Annotated in this window: 12 protein-coding genes and 1 pseudogene; 4 read left to right on the forward strand and 9 right to left on the reverse strand. The window is 67.3% G+C overall.

The window, feature by feature from the left end:
- Window positions 1-7: 7 nt before the first annotated feature.
- The 5 genes from ACIRG5_RS20075 to ACIRG5_RS20095 form a co-directional block, all read right to left on the reverse strand.
- A complete protein-coding gene (locus ACIRG5_RS20075) occupies window positions 8-958 on the reverse strand; it encodes a carbohydrate ABC transporter permease (protein ID WP_402906572.1) in 951 nt (316 codons plus the stop codon).
- A gap of 26 nt (window positions 959-984) precedes the next feature.
- Window positions 985-2,943 carry an alpha-galactosidase D gene (locus ACIRG5_RS20080; protein ID WP_402906574.1) on the reverse strand — a complete coding sequence of 653 codons (1,959 nt, stop codon included), beginning with the start codon at window positions 2,941-2,943 and terminating at the stop codon, window positions 985-987.
- Between the two features lie 31 nt (window positions 2,944-2,974).
- Window positions 2,975-4,063, reverse strand: coding sequence for a mandelate racemase/muconate lactonizing enzyme family protein (locus ACIRG5_RS20085; protein WP_402906576.1), 1,089 nt, complete (start codon window positions 4,061-4,063; stop codon window positions 2,975-2,977).
- 254 nt (window positions 4,064-4,317) lie between these two features.
- Complete coding sequence (locus ACIRG5_RS20090) at window positions 4,318-4,773, reverse strand: SRPBCC family protein (protein WP_402906578.1); 456 nt, start codon at window positions 4,771-4,773, stop codon at window positions 4,318-4,320.
- Between the two features lie 34 nt (window positions 4,774-4,807).
- On the reverse strand, window positions 4,808-5,737 hold the full coding sequence (locus ACIRG5_RS20095; RefSeq protein ID WP_402906580.1) for a D-2-hydroxyacid dehydrogenase family protein: 930 nt from the start codon (window positions 5,735-5,737) through the stop codon (window positions 4,808-4,810).
- 91 nt (window positions 5,738-5,828) lie between these two features.
- Here ACIRG5_RS20095 and ACIRG5_RS20100 point away from each other — a divergent pair.
- Window positions 5,829-6,211, forward strand: a pseudogene (locus tag ACIRG5_RS20100) (DUF3291 domain-containing protein).
- Between the two features lie 302 nt (window positions 6,212-6,513).
- On the opposite strand, the gene ACIRG5_RS20105 reads toward ACIRG5_RS20100, so the two are convergent.
- The 4 genes from ACIRG5_RS20105 to ACIRG5_RS20120 all read right to left on the reverse strand — a co-directional run bounded on the left by ACIRG5_RS20105 (window position 6,514) and on the right by ACIRG5_RS20120 (window position 9,957).
- Window positions 6,514-7,644 (reverse strand): lipase family protein, encoded by a 1,131-nt coding sequence (locus ACIRG5_RS20105; protein WP_402906581.1) that lies wholly within the window; start codon window positions 7,642-7,644, stop codon window positions 6,514-6,516.
- Window positions 7,645-7,730: 86 nt separating this feature from the next.
- Window positions 7,731-8,252 carry an FAD-binding protein gene (locus ACIRG5_RS20110; RefSeq protein WP_402906583.1) on the reverse strand — a complete coding sequence of 174 codons (522 nt, stop codon included), beginning with the start codon at window positions 8,250-8,252 and terminating at the stop codon, window positions 7,731-7,733.
- 65 nt (window positions 8,253-8,317) lie between these two features.
- Window positions 8,318-9,415, reverse strand: coding sequence for a calcium:proton antiporter (locus ACIRG5_RS20115; protein WP_402906584.1), 1,098 nt, complete (start codon window positions 9,413-9,415; stop codon window positions 8,318-8,320).
- Between the two features lie 131 nt (window positions 9,416-9,546).
- Window positions 9,547-9,957, reverse strand: coding sequence for an SSI family serine proteinase inhibitor (locus tag ACIRG5_RS20120; RefSeq protein WP_402906585.1), 411 nt, complete (start codon window positions 9,955-9,957; stop codon window positions 9,547-9,549).
- 145 nt (window positions 9,958-10,102) lie between these two features.
- Between ACIRG5_RS20120 and ACIRG5_RS20125 the strand changes: the two genes are divergently transcribed.
- From ACIRG5_RS20125 to ACIRG5_RS20135, 3 genes are all read left to right on the forward strand, one after another.
- On the forward strand, window positions 10,103-10,789 hold the full coding sequence (locus ACIRG5_RS20125; protein ID WP_402906587.1) for a D-alanyl-D-alanine carboxypeptidase family protein: 687 nt from the start codon (window positions 10,103-10,105) through the stop codon (window positions 10,787-10,789).
- A gap of 90 nt (window positions 10,790-10,879) precedes the next feature.
- Window positions 10,880-11,500 (forward strand): TetR/AcrR family transcriptional regulator, encoded by a 621-nt coding sequence (locus ACIRG5_RS20130; protein WP_402906589.1) that lies wholly within the window; start codon window positions 10,880-10,882, stop codon window positions 11,498-11,500.
- Window positions 11,501-11,533: 33 nt separating this feature from the next.
- Complete coding sequence (locus ACIRG5_RS20135; RefSeq protein ID WP_402906591.1) at window positions 11,534-12,031, forward strand: hypothetical protein; 498 nt, start codon at window positions 11,534-11,536, stop codon at window positions 12,029-12,031.
- Window positions 12,032-12,245: the final 214 nt, after the last annotated feature.

Raw genomic sequence — 12,245 nt, forward strand, 5'->3', positions numbered from 1 at the left:
GGCCTCCTCAGTCGGTGTCGGACTCGCCGGCACGGGCCATCCGCATCTGCGTGAAGGTCACCGTGACGAGCATCAGGAACAGGGCGAGCGACATGGTCGCGGCGTAACCGAAGTCGAACTGGCCGAAAGCCTTGTCGTAGATGTACATCTGCAGCACCAGCGACGCGTCCGCCGGACCACCCTTGGTGCTGACCTGGACGATGTCGAAGACCTGGGTCGAGCCGATCACGTTGAGGATCACGACCATCACCAGGATCGGCCGCAGCAGCGGCAGCGTCAGCGAGCGGAACATCTGCCACTCCGACGCGCCGTCGATCCGGCCGGCCTCGTAGATAGACGCGGGGATCGTCTGCAGACCGGCGAAGAGGAGAACCGCGTTGTAGCCCATGGACTTCCACACGTTCAGCGCGGCCAGCGACGGCACCGCCCAGCTGTCCGATCCGAAGAACATGATCGGCTCGCCGGTGACCCAGGTGATCAGCTGGTTCACGATGCCGAGCTGCGGGTCGAGCATCCACGTCCACACCAGCGCCGTGACGACGCCGGAGATGAGGAACGGCAGGATCATCAGCCCGCGGACCGTCGTGCCGACTCCCAGCCGGTGCAACACGACGGCGGTGATCAGCGAGACGCCGACGCCCAGCACCACGGACAGCACGACGAAGTACGCCGTGACGCCGAGCGAGTGCCAGAACCTGCCGTCGTCGACGAGTTCCCGGATGTTCTCCAGGCCCGTCCACACCGGTGGGCTGAGGATGTGGAACTCGGTGAAGCTCAGGTAGACCCCGCGCAGCATCGGGTAGGCGAAGAACACGCCGAACCCGAGCAGGGCGGGGGCGACGAGCAGCCACGCGACCCACGTGTCGTTGCGGCGCGAGGCGGGGCCTTTGCGCCTGCGTGGGGGCGGAGGCGCCGTGGTGGCAGGTCCACGCACGACCTGGGCGCTTGTGTCTTGCACGGTTGTCACCACGGCACCTCCTGGTCCTAGATGCGGATGCTGTCGACGTCGAACACGGAGTCGTCCGGGTTGCCGATCCGGATCGTGTTGTTGCCCTTCAACAGGTAGATGGGCACGGTGACCTTCTGCGGCGTGTTCCAGTCGTCGTCGTTCGACCCGGCGACGGGCAGCTTGAAGCCGGTGCCGTTCACCGTGACGATGCCGGTCCTGCTGGCGTCGGCGGAGATGTAGGCCAGTTCGACGAGGTAGGTGCCCTCACGCGGCGCGACGACCGTCGGCATGGTGATGTTGCCGCTGCCGCCGATGTAGCCGACCTTGCTGCCGCCCGAGCACGCGCAGCCGTAGACGGTCGCGCCGCCGCCGGGGCTGCCCTTCTCCGCCTCGTACGTCACGCTTTCCTGCGGCGTCACGAAGCTGACGGGCTTCGAGCGGGCGCCGTTCTGCACGACGGTGAACTCGTAGGAGGTCGCCGGGATGAGGCCGGTGACGGTCGCCTTGGTGTCGGTGGTCGTGGCGACCTTCTTGTTGCCCGCGTACACGTCGTAACGGATGCCGCTCTTGCCATACCACTTCAGCGAGACGCTGGTCGGGGTGGCCGCGGTGCCCTCCACGACGCCGGGAGCGACCGAGCCGCGCGGGGTGATCGTGAACAGCTTCGAGCCGTGCACCGGCAGGTCTTCCGTGATGGAGCCGGACTTCTGGCCGACGTCCTTCCTGGCCCACACGTCGCGGACCTTGGCGTTGCCCTGGATGCCGAGCTGGCCGAAGTCGGCCGTCACCTTCGCGGGCTTGGAGCCGAGGTTGAACAACGCCACGGTGTAGCTGCCGTCGCGGTTGCGGGCGTACCAGACCTGCTGGTCGGAGAACTGGTCCACGGGCCGCGCCGGAACGCCCGCCTGGTTGATCGCGATGACCTCGTCGTTGGTCAGCAGCTTGTAGCCGTAGTCGTCGATCTTCGTGAGGTCGTCGCCGATGTAGAGCGGCGAGGACGAGATCGACCACAGCGTCATGTAGCTCTGCCGCTCGGCCTCGGTGAGGCCGTCCATCTGGCCGTTGCCGACGGCGAGGCTGTCGAGGTTGTTCCAGTGGCCGGGGCCGGCGTCGTCGATCCACTGCACGACGTCGTTCCAGCGCTGCTTCACCGACTGGTTCCAGGTGACGAGCGTGTCGCAGTAGCACTCGACGTCGGTGTCGACGCGCCAGCCGTTGGTGTTGGCCTTCCACACGTCGGCGTGGCGGTGGCTCAGCGCCCACGAGATGAGGAACTCGATCGGACGGCCGGTGCTCTTGAGCGCGGAGTTCCACGCCTTCACGTCGGTCGTGTTGTCGTACCGCTCACCACCGCGGAAGCTGCCGGGGCCGACGCCGTCGAGCTTGAGGAAGTCGACGCCCCACCCCGCGAGCACCTGCGCGATCGAGTCGATGTACTTCTGCGAGCACGGGTTCGCGAAGTCCATCTTGTAGGCCATGTCCCACCCGTTGGTCTTGCGCAGGTCCGGGTAGACGATGTCCTTGGTGGTGCAGCCGGGCGCGTTGTAGATCGGCGTCTTGCCGTCGTTGTACGCCTTGAGGTCCAGGCCGACCGCGAGGTACGAGCCGAACTTCATGCCCTTGCCGTGGATGTAGTCGCCCAGCCACTTGAAGCCGCGCGGGAACTTCTTGGCGTCCACCACCGGCCGCCCGTACTCGTCGAACGAGCCGAGCCAGCCCGCGTCGACGTTCACGTGGTCGTAGCCGGCCTTCTTGAACTTCGCCGCCAGCACGTCCGCCTGGGCCAGCACGTTCTTCTCGTTGAGCCAGCTGGCGGGCCCGTCCGGGTTCACGCCGGGATAGTTGGTCGCCTGCAACGTCCAGCTGCTCCAGCCCATGTACGGCTTCTCGGCTTTGGCGGCGGTCTGCTGGTGCACCTGGGGTGCTTGGGCCTGGGCTGCGGGGACCGCGACCAACGACGCGAGCAGGCCGGCAACGACACCTAACGTTCTCAAGACCACTCCTTTGTGATTTCCGGCGGTGACTTCAGGAGACCCGCAGGTCGTCCATCGCGTCGCGGTCCCAGTCGATCCCGAGACCTGGCGTGTCAGGGGCGAGCGCGTGTCCGTCGCGGACGGTCATCTCGCTCTTGGTGATCCCGCGCAGCTGCGGGATGTGCTCGACGAACTTCCCGTTGGGCAGCGCGGCCGCGAGGCTGACGTGCAGCTCCATCAGGAAGTGCGGGCACACGTCGGCGTTGAAGGCCTCCGCGAGGTGCGCGACCTTGAGGAACGGCGTGATGCCACCGATCCGTGCCGCATCCACCTGGATGATCGAGGCGGCACCGCGTTCGAGGTACTCGCGGAACTGGGCCACCGAGTACAGCGACTCCCCGACGGCGATCGGGATGCTCGTGCTCCGGGCGAGCCTCTCGTGCCCGCTCACGTCATCGGCCGGGAGCGGTTCCTCGAGCCAGGTCAGGTTGACGTTCCGGAACGCGTCGGCCCTGCGAATCGCTTCGGCACTCGTCATGGACTGGTTGGCGTCGACCATGATCGCGAACCGCTCCCCGACCGCCGCCCGGACGGCTTCGAGGCGTTCGACGTCCTCGGTGAGGTCGGGTTTACCGACCTTCATCTTGATGCCCTGCCAGCCCTGCGCGGCCGTCTCCTTGGCGCCCGCGACGAGTTCCTCGGTGCTCAGATGCAGCCAGCCGCCCTCGGTGTCGTACAGGGGTACCGTGTGGCGGAACCCGCCTGCCATGCGCCACAACGGTTCTTGGGCTCGCAGGCAGCGCAGGTCCCACAGCGCGGTGTCCACGGCGGCCAGCGCCAGCGAGGTGATCGCGCCGACCGTGGTCGAGCGGGTGCATGCGAACAGGTCGTGCCAGACGTGCTCGATCCGGCGAGCGTCGACACCTTCGAGGCGAGGCAGCAGGTGGTCCTTCAGGAGGGCGAGGACCGAGCTGCCACCCGTGCCGATCGTGTAGGCGTACCCGAGGCCGACGAGCCCGTCGTCGGTCTCGACCTCGACGAAGACGGTCTCCTGCTTGATGAACTGCTGGACCGCGTCGGTGCGCAGAGTCTCCACCGGAACGTCGACCTGGAACGCCTCGGCTCGTCGGACCTTTGCCACGCCAACTCCTCGGATCTCTGATCCTATAGGATATTTGACGGGGATTGAACGCTGGCGTTACGACGGTGTCAACGGTCGTTCGGCCACGTTCCCACGGCAATGAGAGCGTTTTCAACGGTCAGGCGCGACCGGATCTCGTTCCGGTCCTCCGATGTCTGCAGCTCAACGCCCTGATCAGTGCTGTTGAGGCATGTTGGAGTGTGAGTGAAGATGTGAGCGTTTTTGTCCAGTTGCCGAGGAACGGACAGGAACGATCAAGCAGACTCGGCGGTCCTCTTCAGGCGCCGCAACGTCGCCTCGATGTTGCGCTGGTTGGTCACAGCGCGGTTGCCGACTCCGGTCGCCAGCCGTGTGATCGGCACGTACCAGCCGGGCCTGCGGTCCCAGGTCGACTCGGTGACCCGGCAGCCGTCACCGGTCTCCTCGATGTCGTACTGCCAGCGCGACACCGCCATCCCCAGCGACTTCACCTCGAACGCGAACCTGGTCGCGGAGCAGTCGGTCACCGTGGACGTCGTCGGCCACACACGCCAGCCGCGCTTGTTGATGCCGCGGAACCGGGCACCGACGCGCGGACCGGCGGCGTTCAGCCACTTGCCACCGGAGTACTCCTCGGCGCACGCACTGAGTCCGCGGAGGTCGCTGACCAGGTCGAACACCCGCTGCGGCGAGGCAGCGACGTCGATGTGCGCGGAAGCGTCCGGCGTCATGCGACAGAACTTACTACCAGTAGGTAACCGGCCGCTAGAGTTCCCGGACCGGTTCACCCGCGCGGAACGCGTGGATGTTCTCGACGGCCTCGGTGAAGTACGTGCGGTAGTTCGCCTCGGTGACGTACCCGAGGTGCGGGGTCGCGAGCACGTTCGGCAGCGTCCGCAGTTCGTCGGTCAACGGCAGCGGCTCGATCTCGAAGACATCGAGCCCAGCACCGGCGATGCGCCTCTCCCGCAACACTTCCAGCAACGCCACGGGATCCACGATGGCCGCGCGCGAGGTGTTGACCAGGAACGCCGTGGGCTTCAGACACGCCAGCGCGTCCGCGTCGACCAGCCCGCGGGTGCGGTCGCCCAGCACCAGATGGATGGACGCGAAGTCGCTCTGCGCCAACAGATCGTGCAGGCCACCAGCGAGCCGGACGCCCTCGGGCTCAACGCGTTCAGCGGTGAGGTTCGGGCTCCACGCGACGACGTCCATGCCGAACGCACGACCCACACGCGCGACGGCCTTGCCCAGGTTGCCGAAGCCGAGCAGCCCCAAAGTGCGCCCGGAAAGGTCGGCGCCGACGGTGCTCTGCCACGGGCCGCCGTCGTGGAAGGCCGCGTTCTCGACGACCAGGTGGCGGGCGAGACCGAGGATCAACGCCCAGGTCAGCTCGGTCGGCGGGGTCTTGGCGCTGCCGGTGCCGCAGACCGTCACGCCGTGCTCGCGTGCCGCGTCCAGGTCGATCGACGCGTTGCGCATGCCACTGGTGATCAGCAGCTTCAGGCGAGGCAGCCGGGCGAACAGGGCCGCGTCGAACGGCGTCCGCTCGCGCATGATCACGACGCACTCGGCCTCGGCCAGTTCGGCGGCCGGGTCGGGCAGGTGGTCACGCAGGACGGTGACGTCGAGGCCGGACCAGTCCGCGTTCGCCAGTGCCACACCCTGGTAGTCGTCGAGCACCACACATCGCATGGGTCGATCATGCCAAAGCAGGCGCATGGAAGCCTTCCACCTGGCACAGGCCAACATCTCGACCGGGCGGTGGGCGTTCGACCACTGGAGGATGCGCGGGTTCGTGAGCCGGGTCGAGGCGATCAACGACCTGGCGCGGCAGGCTCCCGGTTTCGTGTGGCGGCCGACGTCCGACCGGATGATGGACGACCTGAGCCGGTTGGGACGCGATCCGATGCTGGAGGCCTACAACCTCAGCGTGTGGAGTCGGTGGAAGCGTTGTGGGCGTACGCGTTCAGCGGCGTGCACCTCGAAGCGGTCAAGCGCAGCACGCAGTGGTTCGAGCCGGAGAGCGCGCTGGACGTGATGTGGTGGATCCCCGCCGGGCATCGGCCCACGACCGAGGAGGGTCTCGCGAAGCTCGACCTCGTCAGGCGGAACGGGCCGACGCCGGAAGGGTTCACCTTCCGGCGTCGGTTTCCGGCTCCCCTCTAGTAGTACTTTGTTGGGTTGCTCTGACCTGCGGGTATGTGAGTCTTCCGGTCGTGGTCGCCCGGCCTGGGCTCCGGCGTGACGGTGTCGTCGGCGCTGGAGCCGGCAGAGCGGTGATTCGATCATGAAGATCACGCTCTCACGGTCTCCACCAGCACAGTTGGTTGTAGTTGGAGTGATCTGCAATCGATTACATCGGCTCGTAACTACCACCAACTCCCGACCACGGCACCGTGGGAGCGCGACCATCGAATCCTTCTCCGACTCGCGAATGCCCAGCCACCACCCGACTTAACGAAGTCCTACTAGCAGTTCGGGCGGGTCGACTTCCCGGCGAAGCGGTCACCGAGCCACAGCAGCGCGTTCGAGCCCCACGCGCTCACGGCGGTGACGTGCCCGAGCAACGGCAGTGGCGTCCACTGCACGTCGGCGCCCAGCGAGCACCACTGCGAACGCAGCTTCTGCCCGACGGCGAACGGGATCAGCTCGTCCAGCGTGCCGTGGTAGAGGTACACGGGCACGGCAGGCTTGACCGAGCCGAGCGTGTTCTCCTTCAACCGCTTCTGCCACAACGGGTTCTGGATGACGTCCGGCGTCGTCGTCAGCGAGTTGAGGCGCGTGAACGGTGCCACCAAAGCGATCTCGGCGACGCACGACTCGCGGATCTTGTCGATGACCTGCGTGCCGCGGGCGTTGAGCAACGACGACAACGGCAGTTCGGGGTAGGCCGCGGCGTACCCCGCAGCCGCCGCGAACACCAGGCCCGAACCGGCGTTGCCGTCGTTGAACTTCGCGACCGCGTTCAGATCGGCCGGCACACCGCCGGCGGCGACACCCACGACGTTCAGCGAAGGCGCGTAGGACTTCCACTGCTCGGCGGCGGCCGACGCGGCCTGACCACCCTGCGAGTAGCCGAAAACGCCGACCGGCGCGTCAGCGGACAGCCCCGGGATGCCACTCGCGGCACGGGCCACGTCGAGCAGCGCCCGTCCCTCCGAACGCGCCACCGCGTAGGTGTGATCCCCTGGCGTGCCAAGGCCTTCGTAGTCGGTCACGGCGACCGCCCAGCCGTTGAACATCGCCTGCGCGAGGAACGCGATCTCGACCTCGGTGCCGGCCTGCAACTGCCGCGACGGCGCGCACTGGTCGCCCATGCCCTGCGTGCCCATCGCGTACGCCACGATCGGCCGCGGACCGTTGTTCCACGGCAGCGGCGACACCAGCACCATGCCGGACACGACGGTGCCCTCGCCCGTCGCGGACGTGGAGTTGTACCGGATGTCGTACGCCTTCACCGGGGCGGGCAGGAGCCTGAGCGGCTCCGGGTGCCACGCTACCTCCCGGCTGCTGACCAGCTCCCCCGGTGCGGCCGCGGTTGCGGGCGTGACCAGGGTGAACAACAGAAGAACGGCGGCGAGCACGGCACGGAGCTGCATCGTTGGACCCCTTTGTGGTAACCGGCGTTACCGCAATGTAGGGCCGAACGCCGCAACAGGACAATAGTCCGTTCGGCTTTATGGATTCACACGAGGCCTTGAGCGAACGAGAAAACACGGTCGGGGTCGTACTTCCGCGCCACCTCACGAAGCCGGGTCAGGGACGAGCCGTAGTACGCGTTCGCCCAGTCCGGCATCTGCGGGTCGGCGTTCGCCAGCGCGACGTACAGGTCCATCAGCAACACGCCCGCGCCCACCTCGGCCGTTCCGTCGGCGCGCACGTCGATCCGGTTCAGGCCGCGCACGTCGACGACGAGCGCGCCGTCCGCCGTGGAGTAACCGGGATAGCTGTGGCCGCCGCAGCGGGCGGTGATCCGGGTGCGCTCGGCACGTGCGATCTCGATGCAGCGCTGGACATCCGCCGGTGACGCGACTCGTGCGATCGCGCTGGGACGTTGAGTGTCGTACTGCGTGAAGTAACCGAGCTTCGCGTCCCTGTAGGCGGCGTCGCCTGGCCTGATCAGCTGGACGTCCATTGTGGACCTGCCGGCCAACGCCGACACAGTTCCCAAAGCGGCCGTGTGCAGAAGTGCCCTGCGACGCAACATTCCACGAACCGTAGGAGCCGGACAAACCGGGGCACAACGGATCAAGCGACCGGGAAGGATCCCGGCTACGGGTTCACAGCCAGGAACAGGAACGCGGCCAGCAGAACCAGGTGCACGCCGCCCTGCAGTCGCGTCGCCCGGCCCGGCACCACCGTCAGGACGCTGACCAGAACGGTGAGCAGCAGCAGGATCATCTGCGTCGACCCGAGCCCGAGCATCAACGGCCCGTCGAGCCAGATGGTCGCCAGCGCGATGGTCGGGATCGTGAGGCCGATGCTCGCGATCGCCGAGCCGTAGCCGAGGTTGATGCTGGTCTGGATCCGGTCGCGCAACGCGGCGCGCGCGGCGGCGATGGTCTCGGGCAGCAGCACGAGCAGGGCGATGACGACGCCGACGAACGACTGCGGGAACCCGGCGGCGCGCACGCCGGCCTCGATCGCGGGCGACTCGATCTTCGCGAGGCCGACCACGGCGATCAGCGCGACGAGCAGGAAGCCGAGCGAGAGCAGCGCGGCCTTGGCGGACGGTGCTTCGGCGTGTTCGTCGGCCTCGATGACACCGTCCTCGTCGACGGGGAGGAAGAAGTCTCGGTGCCGGACGGTCTGGGTGAACACGAACATCGCGTACAGGCCGAGGGAGGCGAACGCGGCGAAGGCGAGCTGCGGGCCGGAGAACTCGGGGCCGGGGGTCGTGGTGGTGAACGTCGGCAGCACCAGCGTGAGCGTGGCGAGCGTCATCACCGTGGCGAGCGCGCCGCCGCTGCCCTCCGCGTTGAACAGGATCGTGTGGTGCTTCATCGCCCCTAGCAGCAACGCGATGCCGACGATGCCGTTCGTGGTGATCATGACCGCGGCGAACACCGTGTCGCGTGCCAGCGACGACGCCTCGGGCCCGCCGGACACCATGAGCGTGACGATCAGGGCCACCTCGATGATCGTCACCGCGACCGCGAGGACCAGCGATCCGAAGGGCTCCCCCACCCGCAACGCGACCACTTCGGCGTGGTGCACGGCGGCGAGCACGGTCGCGGCGAGGACCAGGGCGACGAGCGCCACGAGCACGCCCCCGAGGTCACGACCCCAGGTCAGGGCGAGCAGGAGCAAGCCGAGCACGGGGGTGATGGTCGTCCAGTGCAGCAGCGGGAAGCGCGGGGCGGCGGCCATGATCCAACCCTCGCATACCGGCCGGGCCGCCCGCCATTCGGCGCAGCCCTCATTTCGGAGCAACAAAATGTGGAGCGGAGCGCCCCTGCCGCGCGCCGCTCCACATTTTGTTTCGATGCCGTGTTCGATCCCTAGAAATCGAAGAGGGCACCGGTGTGCGCCAGCATGACGCACGAGTTCGGGTAGGTGTGGACCTCGTTCACGGGCTCACCGCGCCAGAAACCGAACATCGAGACCTCGACGGGCGCGTAGTGGAACGTGCACGCCCTGTCATCTGCCTGCATGGTCTGCAGGTCGGCGCCTGCGGAGGCGAGCGTCGCGCAGGCGAGGGCCCTGCGCGGGTGCTGGTCACCTCGTTCGCAGGTCAGGACAGTCGCCTTGAAGGCACCGCCGTCGAACTCCGAGTACTGGGCGGACAAGATCAGCGCGGTGCCACCCCGAGAAGAAGACGGGGACTGTGGAGCCGGGGCTGCCTGCGCGGTGCCGGTGAAGACGAAAAGTGACGCGAACAGAGCGACGATCGCAAAAATGCGGCCGGACATGAAAGCGGTCCTCCTGAGACCTCATTAAAACGGGCCGGTTCTCGGCCGACGCAGATGTTGCCACCATGTTTCGTCGCCGCGAAAGGGGCCAGCAACTGTTCACCGATCACATTTGCGCGCTCCGCCGAAAGCGTGGTTGGGCCGAATGGATGTGGCGCTCGACACGTTCACCGGGACGCAGCTGCCGACGGACTGTTACGGGTTGCTGACAGACGCGGTTGCGCTTGGACGTATTATTCGAATCATGTCCAAGACCTCCAGACGCGTCGTGTTCGGCGTGCTCCTGATCGTCACACTCGTGGTTTCCGCCGGCGGCGCGCTGGGTTACCTGGGCAGATTGACGCTCGTGTTCGACCGCCATCCCGGAAAACCGCTCGCGATTGTCGAGGAAGTGCCGGGACCGCCGGACGGTCCGAACTGCCCGATCGACGCCCGCTACTTCGACGAGGACCCGCGAGGCCTGCGCCCCGAGGTGCTCAAGGCGTGGCTCGCACTGCGCGCCAAGGCCTCTGAGCAGGGCGTCAAGCTCTGCCTGAACGACGGCAAGCGCAGCCGTCAGCAGCAGCAGGCGGAATTCGACGAGGCGGTGAAGAAGTTCGGCACCGAAGAACTCGCGTCGAAGTACGTGCTGAACCCGCCGGACCGTTCGATGCACGTGATCGGATTCGCCGTCGACGTTCAGCCGATCGAATCCGCGAAATGGGTCGAGAAAAACGGCAACAGCCTCGGCTGGTGCCGTCGTTACGAAAACGAGCAGTGGCATTTCGAGTACAACGCCGGCTACCCCACCGGGGGTTGTCCCGCCCTGATCCCCAGCGCGACGGGCAGCTGACCCCCGTGCAAAGGTCTAGACGCCTGGGGTGCGCGGAAGGTTGCGCCGACGTAATCTGACAAGCCCAGTTACCAGATTGGAGCACCCCCGGTGGCCCGTGCCTACGGCGGCATTTCACCCGAGCAGCGCAAGGCGGAGCGCCGGGCGAAGCTGTTGCAGGCAGGCCTCCAGCTCTTCACCGGCGCGGGCTTCGCGGCCACCAGGATCTCCGAGCTGTGCACCGAGGCCGGTGTCTCCACGCGCAACTTCTACGAGGAGTTCGCCTCGAAGGAGGACCTGCTGCGCGACCTGCACGACCTGATCAACGCCACGGCGTTCGCCCAGGTCCGCACCGCGCTCAGCGAACTGGAGACCGCTGACGTCGCGATCCGGATCACGACGCTGCTGGACGTGTTCGTGCACAGCGTCACGGCCGATCCCCGTGCGCCGCGCCTCAACTACGTCGAGGCCGTGGGCGTGAACGCGGAGATCGAGCAGCAGCACGTGCGCTGGGTGAACACGTGGGCGGAGTTCATCGAGTCCGAGGCGCTGCGAGCGGCGGCCACGGGCGTGGCACCGCGGCGGTCGTACCGGCTCACGGCGATCGCGCTGGTGGGGGCGATCACGGGGCTGCTGCGGGAGTGGCAGGCGCACCGGCCGCCGCTCGCGGTCGACGAGATCGCCGTGGAGATCCGCGAGCTGATGCTGGCGGCCATCCTGAGGTCGCGCTGAACCGGTGGGGTACCTCTGTCCGTAACCACCCGTGTGAGCCGATTCGCCGTTCTCGCGCTGTTGGTGTGCCTTGGTGCCTGTTCCGCACCACCGGAAGAGGAGACCGCCTCACCGACCGAACCGGAGGCCGCTGCCGGTCCGGTCGCGGGGCCCGCCCAGGTGCTGCCGGGCGACATCGCGACACTGCGGGTCGAGGAGTCGCCCGCGGTCGGCGCAGTCGTCGCCGACCGCGAGCACAACACCCTCTACTTCTCCACCCAGGACGGCCCGTCGAAGTCGACCTGCCTCGAACCCGAGTGCACGCTCGTCTGGGTGCCGCTGCTGGCCGCGGGCGGCAAGATCGAGGCGCCGGACCTCGACCAGGCTCTGCTGAGCACCACGAAGCGCCCGGACGGCCTGGAGCAGGTCACGATCGCCGGCAAGCCCGTGTACCGCTACGTCGACGACGAGGGCGCTGGAGACGCGACCGGGCACGGCGTGGACGACCGCTGGTTCGCGATCTCCCCCAGCGGAGCCAAGGCCTCCCGCTAGCGAAATTTCGGCGTCCGCGCTCGGCAGCGCGGTGTGACGCCTGGGCCACACACTGGAACCGGCTGCTCTTCGGAGTAGCCGGTTTGTCGCGTTCGTGTTACTCAAACGATTCGTTTGTACCGGAAATCCCGAAACCGGTTTCGCGCGGAACCGGTTTCAGGTATCAACTGTGAGAGCGCTCCCATAGACGCTGCCGCCGCACGAGCCCTCTCGG

The sequence above is a fragment of the Lentzea sp. NPDC102401 genome (genome assembly GCF_044765805.1).
Taxonomy (GTDB): domain Bacteria; phylum Actinomycetota; class Actinomycetes; order Mycobacteriales; family Pseudonocardiaceae; genus Lentzea; species Lentzea sokolovensis.

Bases quoted from the DNA above. Each gene is read 5' to 3' on its own strand.
- ACIRG5_RS20115 (WP_402906584.1), bottom strand. From the start codon at position 9,415: ATGGCCGCCGCCCCGCGCTTCCCGCTGCTGCACTGGACGACCATCACC.
- ACIRG5_RS20125 (WP_402906587.1), top strand. From the start codon at position 10,103: ATGGATGTGGCGCTCGACACGTTCACCGGGACGCAGCTGCCGACGGAC.
- ACIRG5_RS20110 (WP_402906583.1), bottom strand. From the start codon at position 8,252: ATGTTGCGTCGCAGGGCACTTCTGCACACGGCCGCTTTGGGAACTGTG.
- ACIRG5_RS20090 (WP_402906578.1), bottom strand. From the start codon at position 4,773: ATGACGCCGGACGCTTCCGCGCACATCGACGTCGCTGCCTCGCCGCAG.
- ACIRG5_RS20105 (WP_402906581.1), bottom strand. From the start codon at position 7,644: ATGCAGCTCCGTGCCGTGCTCGCCGCCGTTCTTCTGTTGTTCACCCTG.
- ACIRG5_RS20120 (WP_402906585.1), bottom strand. From the start codon at position 9,957: ATGTCCGGCCGCATTTTTGCGATCGTCGCTCTGTTCGCGTCACTTTTC.
- ACIRG5_RS20095 (WP_402906580.1), bottom strand. From the start codon at position 5,737: ATGCGATGTGTGGTGCTCGACGACTACCAGGGTGTGGCACTGGCGAAC.